Below are 16914 nucleotides of genomic sequence, written 5' to 3'. Positions count from 1 at the left end.
GGGCCGGGGTGAGCGGGTTCGCGGTCGGTGACCGGGTGGGCGTCGCGTGGCTGCGCCGTACCGACGGCACGTGCGCGTACTGCCGGCGCGGGGCCGAGAATCTGTGCCCGCGCTCCGAGTACACCGGCTGGGACGCCGACGGCGGCTACGCGGAGTACACGACGGTACCGGCCGCCTTCGCCCACCGACTCCCGGCCGGCCTCGACGACGTTTCCCTGGCGCCACTGCTGTGCGCCGGGATCATCGGCTACCGCGCGCTGCGCCGGGCCGCGCTCCCGCAGGGCGGACGGCTCGGTCTCTACGGCTTCGGGGGCAGCGCCCATCTGTGCGCCCAGGTGGCGCTCGCCGAGGGGGCCACCGTCCATGTTCTGACCCGGGGCAAGGCGGCGCAGCGGCTCGCGCTGGAGCTGGGGGCGGCTTCGGCGCGCGACGCCTACGAGGCTCCGCCGGAGCCGCTAGACAGCGCGATCCTGTTCGCGCCGGTCGGTGATCTCGTGCCGGTGGCGCTGCGGGCGCTCGACCGGGGCGGGGTCCTCGCGGTCGCGGGCATCCACCTCAGCGACACACCGCCCCTGGACTACGAGCACGAGCTGTTCTACGAGAAGGAGTTGCGCAGCGTCACCTCCAACACTCGCGCGGACGCGAGGGAGTTCCTCGATCTGGCCGCCCGGCACGACATACGCGCGACCACCCACACCTATCCGCTCTCGCGGGCCGCGGACGCGCTGGCGGATCTGAAGGCCGGCCGCTTCGACGGGGCCGCGGTGCTGGTGAACGACCTCAACGGGTAGGCGGTGCGCGAGCGTTTTTCGCGGGTGGACGGCCTCAGCAGGTAGGCGGCGCACGGAGGTTCACGCAGGTGGGGCGTGTTCGCGCCCCGCGCGCCGGGGCACGGGAAGGATCTCTTCCTCTCCCTGCCTCGATCGGCGGTTTACACCCTCCCGGGCGTGAAGCCGCCCCCTGCGCGCGGTTACCGGTCCCGGGCAGGACTGTTTGGCTTGTACACCGACGACGCGCTCACCCCTGTTCACCTCCCGGGAGGGAAAGTGTCCACTCCGGAAAGCGCCCACGGACCCGCCACCGACGACCCCGACCCCACGGCACCCGGCAACGGTCAACAACCCACCAGTCTCAGCACCCTGGCGGCACGTCAGCTCGCCACGACCACCAAGTCCGAACCGCAGATGCAGGCCATCACCTCACGATGGCTGCTGAAGATGCTGCCCTGGGTGGACGTGCGGGGCGGTGCCTACCGGGTCAACCGGCGGCTCCAGCTCAGCGTCGGCCGCGGCCGGGTGCAGTTCGAGCAGAACGGCGCCGACGACATCAAGGTCATCCCCGAGACACTCACCGAACTGCCGGTGCTGCGCGGGTACCCCGACACGGAGGTCCTGAGGGAGGTCGCGAGCCGGTTCCGGGTCCGGGAGGTGCGGGCCGGCCAGATCCTCTTCGAGGCCGGACAGCCCGTCACCGAGGCCTACTTGGTCGCGCACGGCCGCTTCACCCGCTACACCGCCGGCAAGTACGACGAGGAGGAGATCCTCGGCGTCGTCACCGACGGCGACCAGATGGGCGACGAGGCGATAGGGCAGTCCGATCCCCTGTGGCTGAGTTCCGTGCGCGCCGAGACCGCGGGCGTCCTGCTCGTGCTGCCGTGGGACGTCGTGGCCGAATTCACCGACCGCGTACCGTCGTTGGCGGCGCATCTTCAGGCGTACGCCGAGCGGCAGCGGCTGCCGATGAACCGCAAGGGCGAGGCCGACGTCCCGGTGCAGGCCGGCCATGTGGGCGAGCCGACGCTGCCCGGCGGGTTCGTCGACTACGAACTCGCCCCGCGCGAGTACGAGTTGTCGCTCACGCAGACCGTGCTGCGGGTGCACACCAGGGTCGCCGACCTCTACAACGACCCGATGGACCAGACCCAGCAGCAACTGCGGCTCACCATCGAGGAGATCCGTGAGCGGCAGGAGTGGGAGCTGGTCAACAACCGGGAGTTCGGGCTGCTGCACAGCGTCGACTACACCCAGCGCATCAGCACCTTCACCGGCCCGCCGACGCCGGACGACCTCGACGAACTGCTCGCCATGCGGCGCAAGACCCGGCTCTTCCTCGCCCATCCGAAGGCGATCGCGGCCTTCTTCCGGCAGTGCAACCGGCGCGGTCTGGTGCCCGGCACGGTGAACGTCGAGGGGCACGAGATCCCCGCCTGGCGCGGTGTCCCGTTCTTCCCGTGCGGCAAGATCCCGATCACCCCGCAGCACACCAGCAGCATCATCGCGCTGCGTACCGGCGAGGCCGACCAGGGTGTCATCGGGCTGTTCCAGACGGGCATCCCCGAGGAGTTCCAGCCCGGTCTGAACGTGCGCTTCATGGGCATCGACTCGGCCGCGATCATCCGCTATCTCGTCACCGCGTACTACTCGATGGCCATCCTGGTCCCCGACGCGGCGGGAATCCTGGAGAACGTCCAGATCGGCCGGACCGCCGGATGACGGCCTGGAGAACCTTGTGACAACATCCCTTTCGTTGCCCGGTCCGCCGAACCTGGCCGGCACCGTACGAGCCCGGCGCACCGGGGCGATCCCCGGCCTCAAGTACCAACCCGCGGCGCCCGCCGACCCCGAGAAGGCCGCGGAGATCGACCGCAGACTGGAAGCCTGGGCCCGCGAGCTCGATCTGTTCCCCGCCGCGTGGGACGGGGACTTCGCCGGGTTCCAGTTCGGCCGGGCCGTGGTGCTCCAGCACCCGCGGGCGCTCGACCTCGAACGGCTCACCGCCGCGGGCAAGTTGCTGCTCGCCGAGAACATCGTCGACAACTGCTACTGCGAGGAGGACGAGGACAAGGGCGGCTCGCACCGCGGCCTGGGCGGACGGCTGATCTTCGGACAGTCCGCGCTCGACCCGTTCCACTGCACCCCCGAATACGAGGAGGAGTGGCGGCACGGCGTACAGGCGGACGGACCGCTGCGCTCGTACCACTTCGCGCTCAAGGACTACGCCCTCCTCGCCACCCCCAGCCAGACCGACCGGTTCGTGCACGACATCGCCCGGCTCCACCTCGGCTATCTCGCCGAGGCCGCCTGGGCGGAGATCCGGTACAAGCCGCGCATCTGGGAGTACCTGGTGATGCGGCAGTTCAACAACTTCCGCCCCTGTCTGTCGATCGTGGACGCGATCGACGGCTACGAACTGCCCGAACAGGTCTACTCCCGTCCCGAGATCCAGCGGGTCACGGCCCTGGCCTGCAACGCCACCACGATCGTGAACGACCTCTACTCCTTCACCAAGGAGCTGTCCGACCCGGATCACCTCAACCTCCCCCAGGTCGTCGCCGCCAACGACCGGCGCGGGCTGAAGGCGGCCTATCTGAAGTCCGTCGAGATCCACAACCGGATCATGGACGCCTTCGAGGAGGAGTCCGCGGTGCTGTCCGCCGCATCGCCCCTCGTCGAGCGCTACACCCAGGGCCTCGCCGCCTGGGTGGCCGGCAACCACGAGTGGCACGCCACCAACAGCCACCGGTACCACCTGCCCAACTACTGGTAGCAGAACGGCCCCTGAGATCTCGTCAGACGCACGACGCTAGGAGTCACCGTTGACCACAGCCGACGCCGGCCCCACCACAGCCCCGGTGCCGACCCAGTCCACGTACCAGAACCGTGTCGCGGAGTACTGGAACGCCGAAGAGAACCCGGTCAACCTCGATCTCGGACAGATCGACGACCTGTATCACCACCACTACGGAATCGGCGGGGCCGACGAGTCCGTGCTCGACGAGCCCGACCCCGTCCGGCGCCGGGAGCGGCTCACCGCGGAGCTGCACCGACTGGAGCACGCACAGGCCGAACTCCTCGCCTCCCATCTCGGCCAACTCACCCCGGACGACCGGGTGTTCGACGCGGGCTGCGGGCGCGGCGGGGGCAGTGTCGTGGCGCATCTGGGCTACGGCTGCCGGGCGGACGGGGTCACGATCTCCGCCAAGCAGGCCGAGTTCGCCAACGCGCAGGCACGCAAGCGGGGCATCGACGGCAAGGTGCGCTACCACCATCGCAACATGCTCGACACCGGCTTCCCGACAGGGGAGTTCGCCGCGTCCTGGAACAACGAGTCCACGATGTATGTGGAGTTGGACCTGCTGTTCGCCGAGCACACCCGGCTGCTGCGCCGGGGCGGACGCTATGTGGTGATCACCGGCTGCTACAACGACACGTACGGCCGGGCCTCGCGTGAGGTGTCCCTCATCAACGCCCACTACATCTGCGACATCCACCCTCGGTCGGAGTACTTCCGGGCGATGGCCCGCAACCGGCTGGTGCCGGTCCATGTCCAGGACCTCACCGAGGACACGATCCCCTACTGGGCGCTGCGCAAGCAGGCCGACCATCTGGTGACAGGGATCGAGGACACCTTTCTGGACGCCTACCGCAACGGCAGTTTCCAGTATCTGCTGATCGCGGCCGACCGGGTCTGAGTCTCAGCGCCCGGCGATCCTGGAGGCCGCCTCCGGGAGGCCGGGCACCGGATCGAGCAGGTCCAGCGTGCCGTGCGCCCACAACAGGCGCACGGTGCGCGGGGCGCACACCACCGCGAACCCCGCCTCGCACTCCAGCACCCGGCGAGCGTGGTCGACACGCCTGTTGTGGTCGGCGGGGACCGGCTGCGGCTGGCGCAGGTGCTGACGGACCTGCTGTCCAACGCGCTCAAGTACACCCCGCCCGGCGGCCGTACGGAGGTCCGTCTGACGATCGACGAAGGCCAGGCCCGGCTCACCGTCCGGGACGACGGCATCGGTTTCCAACCCGCGCAGGCCGAGGACCTGTTCGGGGTGTTCACCCGTGCGGCCCCGGCGGGCCCCAATACGCCCGAGGGCCTCGGCCTGGGGCTCGCGGTCGCGCGCACGGTGGTCGAGCTGGACGGCGGCCGGATCAGCGCGCTCAGCGAGGGCCCCGGCAGGGGAGCGACCTTCACGGTCCTTCTGCCGCAGGCCGACGAGGAGGCGCCGGAGCCGCCATGGCCGTCCGCACCCCCTCGTCCCCGGTGCCAACTGGCCGTCCTGATGGTCGAGGACAACACGGACCTGGCCGCGACCTACCGCACGTTGCTGGAGCGCCAGGGCGACCTGAGCCTGCCCGAAACCGACGGCTACACGGTGGCCCGTACGGTCCGTGCCCGCCCGCACGGCACCCGTCCGCGTCTGATCGCGGTCTCCGGTTGCAGTCACGGCACCGACCGCTCGCGGTCCCGGGCGGCCGGCTTCGACGCCCATCTCGCCAAGCCGCTCCCGCTGACCGATCTGCTGGAGTTCCTGGAGAGTCCCGAGTAGTCGGGTGTCTTCCTCCTTCCGTCCGGCTGTGCTTGCCTGAGGGGCCGTTTTCCGGTGCCCGGGGCGGGAGTTGGTGTATGCGGAAGCCGTTGATCGTGGGTGTGGTGCTGGCCGCGGTGCTGCTCGGCGCGTGCACGGACCCGTCGTCCGGGCCCGAGGTCGCCCCGCCCACCCCGTCCGTGCCCATCACCACACAACGACAGGCGCCGGTCTCGCCGAGCAGTGCCCGGGTGGTGAGGTCGGCGCCCCGGGTACTGTATCTCGGGGACTCCCTCGCGATGGAGAGCCAGAACGTGCTCGGGCGGGAACTGCGCGGCGAGTTGGACGCGACGTACACGAGCGCCCCGTACTCGGGGACCACGCCGTGCGACTACCTGGAGGGCACCGAGGAAGGTTCGCTGGTGCCGGACGGGGACAAGGCGGCCGTGCTGGTGCGTGCGCTGCGTCCGGACTTCGTGGTGCTGCAGTTCTGGGGGAACGCGTGGGGCTACACGCCCTGCATGGACGGGATCACCTACGCCGCCGACCGGGAGACTTACTTCAAGCGGTACGAGGCCGACATCAGGAAGCTCACCTCGCAGATCGCGAGCGCCGGAGGCGCCCGACGACCCACGATCGTCTGGGTGTTGCAGGGGCCCGATCCGATGACGCCCGAGCGCGTCCAGAACGTGAACGCGCTCTACGAGTCGCAGGCCAGGTCCGCCGGCGACGTCGTCGCCGACGCCGGCAGGACCGTCAGCCCGGCCGGAGCCCGCACCACCTGGGTCCAGTACCTCCCCTGCACCGCCTACGAACGCGCCCACCCCGACTACTGCACCCAGCCGGGCAACGGCCGCACGGCCCTGCACCTCGACACGGACCCTCTGCACTTCTGCCTGGCGCCGACCACCTCGACGCCCAGGCCGTGCCCGGTCCCCTCCCCCGGCATTCTGCGGATCGCCCGGGAGATCACTCGGGTGATCGGCGCCCAAGTTCCGTCTCGATGAGGCGGTTGAGGTGACGGCGGGCGTCCTCAGTGCTCAACGGAGGTGCCTGGCGCAGGCGTTGCAGGGCGAGACCGTCGGCGAGGGCGGCGAAGCGGACCGTGAAGCCGTCGAGGTCGTCGGCGTCGAACTCGCCGTCGGTGACGCCCCGTTGGGCCAGTGCGCGGATCTGCTGGTGCCACGTCTCGTAGCGATGGGCCTGTCCGCCGCTGAAGGCTTCGTCCGTACCCTGTTCGCCGGCGTTCCAATAGTCGAACCACATGCGCCAGTGCCGGTCGGTGTCCTCGGTGAACAGCGCGTCGACGAGCAGCCGCAGCGCCTCGGCCCCGCTCGTCGCTGCTTCGGCCGCTTCGCTCAACTCGGCGTAGTAGCGCTCGATATGGAGGACCATCGCCTCGGAGAGGATCTCCTGCACACTGCCGAAGTGGTACGTGACGGTGCCGACGGAGACCCCGGCGGCGGCCGCCACGTCCCGGACGCCGACCGAGGCGTAGCCGCGTTCCGCTATCAGCGGGACGGCCGCCTCGACGATGAGCCGCCGGCGCACCTCGGTGGGCTGCCGGGTGCGGTCGGCGGCGGCGACGGCACGGCGCGGGGGCTTGGCGACCGGCTGGGGCTGCTTGGCGGCCGTCATCCCGACGTCCTCGGGGTGGTGCGGTGCCATGCTCGCTCGGCCACTGTCTCTCCGTTCGCCCGTGCTTCGACCCGACTGTCCATGACGAAGTCCGCGGCCGTGGCGCGCAGCTCCGTCCGCGCCATGATCTCAGCGTCGTAGTCGTCCCCGCGGCGCAACCGGATCCGCCACTCCGACACGGCGTTCGCGGACAGCGGGTCGTCGCCGCGGATGCGGTACGTCTCCCGCGCGTTCTCCTCGTAGCGCAGCCCGTCCGGATACGTCCGCGATCCCCCGTAGTTGGGGTCCACCTCCAGCGTCCACTCGCCCTTGGCGACATCGTGCGTGACGACCCGTTCGGGGGTCGGCTCGGCGGGCCGGTCGTAGGTCACGTCGAGCGGTGTCGCCTGTTCGGGCTCCTCGAAACGGATCAGCGGCTCGTCTCCCGCTTCGCGCACGGGCAGTTGTACGGCGCTCTCGGCGGGGACGACCCGCAACTCGCCGCGCTCGCCGTGCGGCCAGACCCAGGGCCAGTAGGTGTCGGAGACGGTGAGCCGGATGCGGTGGCCGGGCGGGACGGCGTAGCCGATGCCGGTCAGCTCGAACTCGACGTCCTCGTAGGTCCCCGGTGTCCACTCGACTACCCGGTCACGGCCGTGCCTGCTCAGCAGGTTGAGCACACCACGGGTGACGAGCGTGGACGAACCGTCCGGCGCCACGTCGCACAGCCGGGCGATGACATGGGCGCGCGGGGCGCTGCTGTCGAGGCGGAGCCTGACGCGCGGGCGGCCGAGGATCTCGACGCGTTCGGTGAGCGGTTCGGAGTCGAAGCAGACCGAACGGCCGTCCTCCTCGCGCTGGTCCGGCGGCAGGTCGCTCGCGTTGCCGAAGGGGAAGAAGCGGCCGGCGTCGAGGCCGGTGTGCTGCGGGGAGCGCACGAGGACGGGCTCAGCGCTTGCACCAAGGGGACGTGAGTCCCAACTGACCTTCTGGCTCGGCCACTTGGCGTCACCCACCCAACGGCCCGGCAGCACGTCGTACGACGTCGCCGGCGGGACCGGGTCGGTGATCCAGGCCCGCAGCAGGGGCTCCGCCATGGCTCCCGTGTCGATGCCCTTGAGGTGCTGGTCCCACCAGCGCAGGGTCTCCTGGAGGAAGCCGATCGCCGGGCCGGGCGGCAGGCCGCGGTCGGGGTACTGGTGCGACCACGGGCCGACGATGCCCCGGACGCGGTCCTCTGGCAGGTGCTCGACGAGCCGCAGCACGGCGTCCCGGTACGGGTCGTTCCAGCCGCCGACCGCGAGGACGGCCGCGTCGATGGCGGTGTAGTCCTCGCAGACGCTGCCGTGCTTCCAGTAGTCGTCGCGCTGTTGGTGTCCGAGCCAGGTGTGGAGGAAGGGTTCGAGGGCGTCGAGGCGTTCGCGCCACATCGGCACCCAGCGGTCCGTACCGACGCTCGCGGGGTCCGGCGGGCGGGACGCGAAGGCGAGCATGGTGCCGGCCCAGGCGAGCATGTCGATGCCGAGGACGGCCCCGCCCGTGTAGTGGACGTCGTTGTCGTACCGGTCGTCGGTCGAGCAGACGGTGACGATCGCCTTCAGCGGTTCGGGGGCGAGAGCGGCGATCTGGAGGGAGTTGAAGCCGCCCCAGGAGATGCCGAACATGCCGACCTTGCTGGTGCACCAGGCTTGTGCGGCAAGCCAGTTGACGACGTCGACGCCGTCCGCGAGTTCCTGCGCGTCGTACTCGTCGCCGGGCAGGCCCTCGCTGTCGCCGTGCCCGCGGATGTCGACGCGGACGGAGGCGTAGCCGTGTCCGGCGTACCAGGGGTGACGCTGGGCGTCGCGTGGTGCGGTCCAGTCGCTCTTGCGGTACGGGAGGTATTCGAGCAGCGCGGGCACGGGGTCCGACTCGGCGTCATCGGGCCGCCAGACGCGGGCGTGCAGCCGGGTCCTTCCGTCCCGGGTGGGGATCCAGACGTCCTCGCGGACGACCCGGCGCTCGAACTGCTCGCGGTACTTCACAAAGCTCCTTCCGCCACGGGGGCGTTGAGGGGACGCCAGCGACGGACGCGGTGGCCGTCGTCGCCCTGGCCGGTCCAGATGTCGTCCCCGTCCGCCGCGTCGGCCCAGTCGGCGGTGTCGTCGACGTAGGGCTGAGCGTCGGGGTCGGGTTCGAGGGCGGCGGCCATGAGTTGGCGGGTGTAGGGGTGCTGGGGGTCGGCGAACACGGCTTCCGTGGGGCCCTCTTCGACGACGACTCCGTGGCGCAGTACGACGACCCGGTCCGCGATGCCTCGTACGACGGCCAGGTCGTGGCTGATGAACAGGCAGGCCAGGTCGCGTTCGCGGCGCAGGTCGTCCAGGAGGCGCAGGACGTCGGCCTGGACGGAGACATCCAGGGCGGTGGTGATCTCGTCGGCAATCAACACGTCCGGCTCGCCCGCCAACGCCCTTGCGATGCCTATGCGTTGGCGCTGGCCGCCGGAGAGCTGCGCGGGCAGGCGGTCGGCGAGGGCCGGATCGAGGCGTACGTCGGCGATGAGCTGGCGGGCCCGCTCGGTCGCCTCCGTGCGGTCGGCCACCGTACCGAAGAAGCGGAGGGGGTGGCGGACCGCGTCGCCCACCGAGCGGCGGGGGTTGAGCGAGGTGTCGGCGTTCTGGAAGACGAGCTGCACCCGGCGGCGCAGGGACAGCGGTCGTTGCTGTGCCGGGCGGGCCAGGTCGCCGTCCGCGTGTTTCATCGTGCCGCCGGACGGGGTGCGCAGTCCGGCCAGGGTCCAGGCGAGGGTGGACTTGCCGCTGCCCGACTCGCCCACCAGGGCGAGGACTTCGCCGCGCCGGACGTCGAAGGAGACGCCGTGCACGGCGCGCGTGCTGCCGTAGTCGATGGTGATGTCCTGCGCGGAGACGGCGACGGGGGCGTCGGCGGGGACCTCCGCCCGGGGCCTGACCTCGCGCTCCCCCGCCTCGCCGACGACGGCGAGCCCGGCGTCGTCGAGGCGCGGCACGCTCGCCAACAGGCGCTTGGTGTAGGGGTCTTGGGGCTGCGCGAACAGCTGCCTGGTGACCGCCGATTCCACCACCCGGCCGGACCGCAGGACGGTCACCTCGTCGGCCATGTGGGCGACGACACCGAGGTCGTGGCTCACCAGCACGGCGGCGAGGCCGAGTTCGTCGCGCAGGGCGGCGATCAGGTCGAGGACGCCGCGCTGGGTGACGACGTCCAGGCCGGTGGTCGGCTCGTCGAGGACCAGGACCTTGGGGCGGGCCGCGATGGCCATGGCGATGGCGACGCGCTGCTGCTGGCCGCCGGAGAGTTCGTGCGGGTAGCGGCGGGCCAACTCCGCCGGGCGCGGCAGCCGGACCTGTTCGAGGAGGTCGACGACGGGCACGTCACCGCCCGCCTCGGCGATCTGCCGTCCGATGCGCATGGAGGGGGTGAGGGCGTGGCCGGCGTTCTGGCCGACCATGGCGACCGTTCCGCCGCGCAGTCGTCGCAACTCCCGTGCGGGCAGGGCGAAGACGTCGGCGCCGGACACCTGGACCGAACCCCCGGTGATCCGCGATCCGTGGCGCAGATGCCCGAGGAGGGTCGCGGCGATGGTCGACTTGCCACTGCCGGACTCGCCGACGAGGGCGTGGGTCTGCCCTTCGGCGACGTCGAGCGACACCTCGTGCACGACGGGGACGTCCCGGCCGCCCGAACGGTAGGCCACGGACAGGGAGTTGACGGACACGATCGAGGCCATCAGGAGCCCTCCCTGATCCGGTCGACGCCCCACGCCTTGGACAGGCCGTCGGCCGCGAGGTTGAGCCCGACCACGAGGGTGGCCAGAGCGATGATGGGGGCGATGGTGGCCATCGGGACGACGGTGATGGCGGTGCGGTTCTCGGCGACCATCAGGCCCCAGTCGGGAGTGGGCGGGTCGGCGCCGAAGCCGAGGAAGGACAGCGAGGAGATCAGCAGCACGACCCAGGAGGCCCGCATCGCGAACTCCACGCACACCACGTCCGTGATGTTCGGCAGGATCTCCCGGCGCAGGATCGACCAGGTGCTCTCGCCGCGGGCGCGGGCCGCGGTCACGTAGTCGGCGGGGACGACCGCGAGGGCGGCACCACGGACGACGCGGACGACCTGCGGGACGTAGACGATCGCGACGGCGAGGACGATGACCGCCGGGCCGGTGCCGAGGGCGGTCACGACGACGAGCAGGGCCAGAACGGCGGGGATGGACAGGATCGCGTCCAGCACCCGGCCGAGTACGTCGTCGAACCAGCCGCCGCGCAGCGCGGCGGCGCAGCCGATGACCGTGCCGAGCGCGACGGTGAGGAGGGTGGCGGCGATCGAGACGCCGAGGGCGTACCGGCCGCCGTAGAGGACGCGGGCGAGGACGTCCCGGCCGTACTGGTCGGTGCCGGCCCAGTGGCTCCAACTCGACCCGAGGAGGGCGTGGTCGGCGTCGTTGGCGATGGGGTCGTAGGAGGTGAGGAGGGGGGCGAGCAGCGCGATCAGGACGTGTACGGCGACGATCGCGAGGCCGACGAGTGCCGTGCGGGAACTGCTCACGGTGCGCCAGGCGCGGACGGTGCGGGCGCCTCGTACGGTTGTCGGCGGGACGGTGTCGAGCGTGGTCATCGGGTCCTCCCTCGGGTGCGGAGCCTGGGGTTCAGGGCCATGGTGGCCAGGTCGGCGGCGAGGTTGCAGACGACGTAGACGACCGCGCTGATGAGGGCGATGACCTGGATGGTGGGCAGGTCGCGGTTCTGCACGGAGGAGAGCATCAGCTTGCCGATGCCCGGGTAGTTGAAGACGTTCTCGACCACCGCGACCCCGCCGACCAGCCACGCCACGTTGAGCGCGATGACGTGCAGGGTGGGCAACAGGGCGCTGGGCAGGGCGTGTCGGGTGACGACCCGCCAGGTGGAGAGGCCCTTGAGGCGGGCGGTGGTGACGTACTCGGTGGCCATCACGTCGATCACCGAGGTGCGGGCCATGCGGACGATGTACGCGGCCATCACCACGGCGAGGGCGAGTGCGGGAAGCCATACAGCGGGCAGGAGTTGGGAGACGGTGGCCTCGGGGCCGTAGAGGACGACCGCGGGGAACCACGGGAGGGCGACCGAGAAGCACAGGACGAGGACGGTGGCCACGACGAACTCGGGGACGCTCATGCCGACGAGGCTGACGGTGGAGATGACGTGGTCGGGCCAGCGGTCGCGGTAGAGGCCCGCGAGGATGCCGAGGACGATCGAGCCGGTGACCGCGAAGAGGACCGTGACGACGGCGATCAGCGCGGAGTTGCCGAGGTACATGGACACTTCGCCGCCGACGGCCTTGCCGGAGACGAGAGAGGTCCCGAAGTCGCCGTGCAGGGCGCCCCAGACCCAGTCCCAGTACCGCTCCCAGGCCGGCCGGTCGAGCTTCAGCTTCTCGCGCAGGGCCGCCACGGCGTCCGGGGTCGCGTCCTTGCCGAGGATCTGGGTGGCGACGTCACCGGGCAGCGCCTGGACGGCCAGGAAGACGAGGATGGAGGACAGGAAGAGGGTGCCGACTGCGGCCGCGATACGGCGGGTTATGAAGGAGAGCATCGTCAGGCTCCCTTCAGGCCGATGGACAGGTAGTCGAACTCGAAGCCGTGCTCGGCGTATCCGCGTACCTTGCGGGAGATGCCGACGAGCCGGTCGGCGAACATCGGGGTCATCGCCCCGCCTCTCTCGATCACCAACGTCTGCGCCTCGCCGTAGAGTTCGCGCCGCTTGGTGTCGTCGATCTCGGCGCGGGCCCTGTCGAGCACCGCGTCGAATTCCTTGTCGGACCAGGCGGTCTCGTTGTAGGAGGAGCCGCTGCGGAAGATCTGGGTGAACAGCTGGTCGACGGGTCGGCCGGTGAACCAATAGGTCGCCATCAGCGGCTTCTTCATCCAGATCTGCGTGTAATACGAGTCCGCGGAGGCCGTCTTGACCTTGATCCGGATACCGGCGCGCTTCGCCGAGTCCTGGTAGGCGAGCGCCATCGGCGTGAACAGCGGGTCGTAGGACGAGGTGTAGAGGTCCATCGCCAGGCCCTCGTGGCCCGCCTGCTTCAGCAGGTACTTCGCCTTCTCCGGGTCGTGCTTGGGGTGCGCGGAGATGTACGCGGGGTCGCTCGGCGGTACGGGGTTGTCCCAGCCGGCGGTGCCCGCGCCCTGGAGAGCGACCTTCACCACGTGCTCCGGGTCGTAGGCGAGCTTCATCGCCTGGCGGACGCGGACGTCGGTGAAGGGCTTCTCGGTGGTGAGCATCGGGAGGACGTACCACTGGGCGTTCTTCACACGGGCGATGGTGGCGCGGTCGGAGGCGGCGACCACGCGGGCGGTCGCGAAGTCGAGGTTGGTCTGCGAGAGCAGGTCAACCTGCCCTGCCAGCAGGGCATTTGAGCGGGCCGACATGTCGGCGACCGAGTAGAACGCGACCGTGTCGAGGACGGGGCGGCCCGCGAAGTGGTCCTTGTACGCGGTGACGCGGCCGGGGCCCGCGGGCGCGAACGACTCCAGCTTGAAGGGGCCGGTGCCGATGCCGGTGCGGCCGATGGACTTCGCGCTGTCGTCGGGGATGACGTAGCAGTTGTAGTGCGTCAGCAGGCTCGGGAACTCGGCGTTCGGCGACTTCAGCGGCACGACGAGGGTGTGGGCGTCGGGCGTGCCCAGCTTCGCGGGGTCGATGAGCGGGGCGAGGACCGCGGCCTGCGGGGACGCCGTCGCCTTGTCGAGGATGTGGCGCAGCGTGTAGGCGGCGTCGGCGGAGGTGAAGGCGCGGCCGTTGTGGAAGGCGACACCCTTGCGGAGGCGGAAGGTCCAGGTGCGGGCCTTGGCGTCGGTCTCCCAGGACTCGGCGAGGTCGGGGGCCAGCTCACCGTTCGCGGCGACGCGGACGAGCCGGTTGTAGAGGGCGCCCAGGTACTCGTACGCGGACAGCGAGCTGGCAGGGTCGAGGGTCTCGGCGTCGGAGGCGGGCGGCCGGGCGATGCGCAGGGTGCCGCCGCGGTCGGGGGCGCCCTTCTCGGCGGCGGCCGGCAGGACGGGGGCGGCCTGCGCCCCACTGCAGCCGGTCAGCAGCCAGGACCCGCCGAGCGCGGCGGCCGAGGCGACGCCCGCGGCGAGCACCGACCGGCGGCCCGGGTGGTGGATGTCGGACATGTACCGACCGTCCTTGTCGCTATTCGTTCAGCCGAACGATTGAGTGAAGTTGGTGAACGATAACGAGGGGACGGTTTCACGCCAACCCTTTGGGCCCGGAAATTAACGTCCGAAACGCACTGGTTACGCGGAGGGCGCGTGGGGGTCGCGGCGACGGGCCGCGCGGCGGCCGCGGGGACGGTCGCTCAGCCGGTGGTCTCGCGGGCCCAGGGCAGCAGCGCCCGCTCCGCGAGGACGACGACGTAGAAGAGGAGCACGCTCATCGCGCTGAGCAGGGCCATCGCGGCGAAGGCGAGGGGCGTGTCGGCGTTGCCGCCGGAGGCCACGATGACGTAGCCGAGGCCCTGGTCGCCGCCCGCGAACTCGCCGACGACCGCGCCCACGACGGCCAGGGTGACGCCGAGACGCAGGCCGGTGAAGACCTGGGGCAGGGCCCAGGGGATGCGGAGCTTGCGGTAGGTCTGCCAGCGGGACGCGGTGAGCGAATGGGCCAGTTCGGTCAGCTCCAGAGGGACCGAGGTCAGTCCGGCCATGGTCGACACCACGACGGGGAACCATGCGAGCAGGGCCACCATGAACACCTTCGGGGCGGTCCCGAAGCCGAGCCAGACGACGAGGAGCGGTGCCACCGCGATCTTGGGCACGGCGTTGACGGCTACCAGGAGCGGCATGACCGCGCGTTCCACGCCGCGGGACGCGGTGAGCAGGACGGCGGTCGCGAGTCCGGCGCCCACGGCCAGGCCGAAGCCGACGGCCGTCTCGGCGAACGTCTGCCAGGTCTGCCGGAGGAGATAGCCGGGCAGCCGGTCGAAGGCGCGGACGACGTCGGGCGGTGACGGCAGCAGGAACGGCCGGATGCCGAAGGCGACGGTCGCCAGCCACCACGCGGCCAGGGCGCACATCGCCGCCAGGACCGGTGATCCCGCCGCCAGGACGCGTCTCACGCGGCGGGCCTGCGGCCGATGGTCGAGTAGGTGAAGTGCCCGCGCACCAGCAGCCGGGGATCGGCCACCAGCCGGTCCAGCTCGTCGAGTTGGGCCTCCGTCATGCCGGCCGCCAGGAAGTCCTCCCGCGCCTGCGCGATGTTCGCGGCGATCAGCAGCGCGCCCGCGGTGCCGCCCGGCCAGGACCGGGCCTGGATCACGGTGTCCACGTCGGTCAGGCCCGCCTCCAGCATGGCGGCGGGCACCCGGCCCGCCCAGGTGGGGTCGTTGCCGTGGGCGGGCAGGACACGTTCGACGAGCAACTCGTGGTAGCGGTCAACCAGTTCGGCCGCCTCCGGGGTCGGGGCGGCCAGCACCAGCTTGCGGAAGGTCGTCTCGAAGTCCTCCACCACCAGCGCGCCACCGGGTGCGAGCGCCGCCGCGAACCTCCGGAGAACGGCCTCCCGTCCGGGCAGGTGCAGCAGCACCAGCCGGGCGTGGATCACGTCCCACGGCCCGGCCGGCACCGGTTCGCTCTCCAGGTCGTGCACCAGCACGTCGTACGGCGGACTCGGCGGCAGATGACGGGTGTTGACGTCGGTGGCCAGTACCCGCCCGGTCGGTCCCGTCGCGCGGGCGAGCCAGGCGGCGATGCTGCCGCCTCCTGCACCGGTCTCCAGACAGCGCCGGCCGGTCAGGTCGCCGAGGGACGACAGCCGCGAGATCGTGAACTCGTCGAGGATCGCGGGGAGTTGACCGTGCCGGTCGACGGCCTCCGGGTGGTCGTTGTCGAAGACGTACGGGAGCGGGGTCTCCAAGTCCGTCAACTCCCCTTCATCGCCGCGAAGTCGACGACGTCCTGCGGCGTCATCCCCGGCTGGATGACACCGGCGTTCTGAAGGCTGGTGATGGCACGCCGCATCCGCGCCTCGGTGATCGTGCCGATGGACGACTCGCCCTCGGCCGTCACGGACGGCGTCATCAGCTTGATCTCCGCGGTCGCGGCCGTGGCGTCTGTCTCCGGGTGCTTGGCGTGCAGCAACTTCCCGGCCTCGTCGGGGTGTTGGATCGTGTACTTCAGCCCCTTGAGCAGAGCGGTGCGGAAGCGCTTGACCAGGTCCGGTTTCTTCGCGGCGATGGAGGCCGTGGTGACGGTGGCGTTGCCGTAGAGGTCGGGCAGGTAGGTGCTGTAGGGGAACACCACGACGCGCTTCGACCTGGCCTGCACGGTGGCCTTCTCGATGGTGGGCCGGCCGATCAGGAACGTACTGAGCGCGTCGGCCTTTCCGCTCGCGAGGGCCGGGCCCAACTGGACGGGCTGGACCGCGATCCAGTGGATTCCGGCGGAGTCGATACCGGCGAGCCTGGCGTAGCCGGGGAAGAGCAGCTGGTTCACGGAGTTGGCGGCGGCCGCGATCCGCTTGCCCTTGAGGTCCTTCGGGGTGGTGATGCCCGAGCCCCGCATCGCCATGATGGAGACGAGGGTCCGCTGATGGATGGCGAGTACGGCGCGGAAGTCGCGGTAGGCCGTGGAGTTCTTGGCCCCTGCGGAGATCATCGCGCCGGTGAAGTCCAAACTCGTGAACTGCGCATTTCCGGAGGCGAGGGCCTTGAGGTTCTCGCCGGTGGCCTTTCCGAGTTCGATCTGTACGTCGATTCCCGCCTGCCGGAAATAGCCCTTCTGCTCGGCCACCCAGGCGAAGGCGTCCCGTCCCGCCGCACCGAAGGCGGTGACGTAGGTGATGTGGTCCGTGGCCGAACTCGGGCTTTTGGACGAGGAGTTGGAGTCACAGGCAGCGGCGGCCAGTAACGTGGCCGCCGTACAGAACACCGTCGCCGTGCGGTACGAGCGGATCATGCGACCTCCCCTGACGGGGGAATGGGTAGGGGGACGG

General features: G+C 70.7%; 16 protein-coding genes. 6 read left to right on the top strand and 10 right to left on the bottom strand.

The genetic code is table 11. The features are described from left to right. The 4 genes from AC31A1_RS28910 to AC31A1_RS28895 form a co-directional block, all read left to right on the top strand. The coding region (locus AC31A1_RS28910) for a zinc-binding alcohol dehydrogenase family protein (protein WP_489656143.1) at window positions 1-791 on the top strand (791 nt) is incomplete at its 5' end. Between the two features lie 255 nt (window positions 792-1046). Then, entirely contained in the window at window positions 1047-2492 is a 1446-nt protein-coding gene (locus AC31A1_RS28905) for a family 2B encapsulin nanocompartment shell protein (RefSeq protein WP_489656142.1), read from the top strand. A 16-nt stretch (window positions 2493-2508) separates the two neighbouring features. Further along, a complete protein-coding gene (locus tag AC31A1_RS28900; RefSeq protein ID WP_489656141.1) occupies window positions 2509-3546 on the top strand; it encodes a family 2 encapsulin nanocompartment cargo protein terpene cyclase in 1038 nt (345 codons plus the stop codon). Window positions 3547-3595: 49 nt separating this feature from the next. Next, window positions 3596-4471, top strand: coding sequence for a geranyl diphosphate 2-C-methyltransferase (locus AC31A1_RS28895; protein ID WP_489656140.1), 876 nt, complete (start codon window positions 3596-3598; stop codon window positions 4469-4471). Window positions 4472-4474: 3 nt separating this feature from the next. Here the strand turns inward: AC31A1_RS28895 and AC31A1_RS28890 are convergent, their stop codons facing one another. Continuing rightward, window positions 4475-4612 (bottom strand): hypothetical protein, encoded by a 138-nt coding sequence (locus AC31A1_RS28890; RefSeq protein WP_489656139.1) that lies wholly within the window; start codon window positions 4610-4612, stop codon window positions 4475-4477. Between the two features lie 9 nt (window positions 4613-4621). Between AC31A1_RS28890 and AC31A1_RS28885 the strand changes: the two genes are divergently transcribed. Continuing rightward, entirely contained in the window at window positions 4622-5323 is a 702-nt protein-coding gene (locus tag AC31A1_RS28885; protein WP_489656138.1) for a hybrid sensor histidine kinase/response regulator, read from the top strand. A 77-nt stretch (window positions 5324-5400) separates the two neighbouring features. Continuing rightward, complete coding sequence (locus AC31A1_RS28880) at window positions 5401-6309, top strand: SGNH/GDSL hydrolase family protein (RefSeq protein ID WP_489656137.1); 909 nt, start codon at window positions 5401-5403, stop codon at window positions 6307-6309. Here AC31A1_RS28880 and AC31A1_RS28875 read toward each other — a convergent pair. The 9 genes from AC31A1_RS28875 to AC31A1_RS28835 form a co-directional block, all read right to left on the bottom strand. After that, on the bottom strand, window positions 6272-6940 hold the full coding sequence (locus AC31A1_RS28875; protein ID WP_489656136.1) for a TetR/AcrR family transcriptional regulator: 669 nt from the start codon (window positions 6938-6940) through the stop codon (window positions 6272-6274). The genes AC31A1_RS28880 and AC31A1_RS28875 overlap by 38 nt on opposite strands. Beyond that, on the bottom strand, window positions 6937-8943 hold the full coding sequence (locus AC31A1_RS28870; RefSeq protein WP_489656135.1) for a CocE/NonD family hydrolase: 2007 nt from the start codon (window positions 8941-8943) through the stop codon (window positions 6937-6939). The genes AC31A1_RS28875 and AC31A1_RS28870 overlap by 4 nt, the downstream gene beginning before the upstream one ends. Next, a complete protein-coding gene (locus AC31A1_RS28865) occupies window positions 8940-10670 on the bottom strand; it encodes a dipeptide ABC transporter ATP-binding protein (protein WP_489656134.1) in 1731 nt (576 codons plus the stop codon). Before AC31A1_RS28865 ends, AC31A1_RS28870 begins: the two co-directional genes overlap by 4 nt. Continuing rightward, complete coding sequence (locus AC31A1_RS28860) at window positions 10670-11557, bottom strand: ABC transporter permease (RefSeq protein ID WP_489656133.1); 888 nt, start codon at window positions 11555-11557, stop codon at window positions 10670-10672. Before AC31A1_RS28860 ends, AC31A1_RS28865 begins: the two co-directional genes overlap by 1 nt. Then, the gene (locus AC31A1_RS28855) at window positions 11554-12510 is read right to left on the bottom strand and encodes an ABC transporter permease (protein ID WP_489656132.1); all 957 of its coding nucleotides are present in this window, start codon (window positions 12508-12510) and stop codon (window positions 11554-11556) included. The genes AC31A1_RS28860 and AC31A1_RS28855 overlap by 4 nt, the downstream gene beginning before the upstream one ends. 2 nt (window positions 12511-12512) lie before the next feature. Further along, window positions 12513-14096 carry an ABC transporter substrate-binding protein gene (locus AC31A1_RS28850; protein ID WP_489656131.1) on the bottom strand — a complete coding sequence of 528 codons (1584 nt, stop codon included), beginning with the start codon at window positions 14094-14096 and terminating at the stop codon, window positions 12513-12515. A gap of 185 nt (window positions 14097-14281) precedes the next feature. Beyond that, entirely contained in the window at window positions 14282-15040 is a 759-nt protein-coding gene (locus AC31A1_RS28845) for an ABC transporter permease (RefSeq protein WP_489656130.1), read from the bottom strand. Beyond that, window positions 15037-15837: a class I SAM-dependent methyltransferase gene (locus AC31A1_RS28840; RefSeq protein WP_489656129.1), complete on the bottom strand. Its 801-nt coding sequence runs from the start codon at window positions 15835-15837 to the stop codon at window positions 15037-15039. The genes AC31A1_RS28845 and AC31A1_RS28840 overlap by 4 nt, the downstream gene beginning before the upstream one ends. Window positions 15838-15842: 5 nt before the next feature. Beyond that, window positions 15843-16877, bottom strand: coding sequence for an ABC transporter substrate-binding protein (locus tag AC31A1_RS28835; protein WP_489656128.1), 1035 nt, complete (start codon window positions 16875-16877; stop codon window positions 15843-15845). Window positions 16878-16914 lie beyond the last annotated feature (37 nt).

This window comes from Streptomyces sp. P5F9 (genome assembly GCF_057961495.1).
This window is presented reverse-complemented; position numbering and strand designations above follow the sequence as displayed.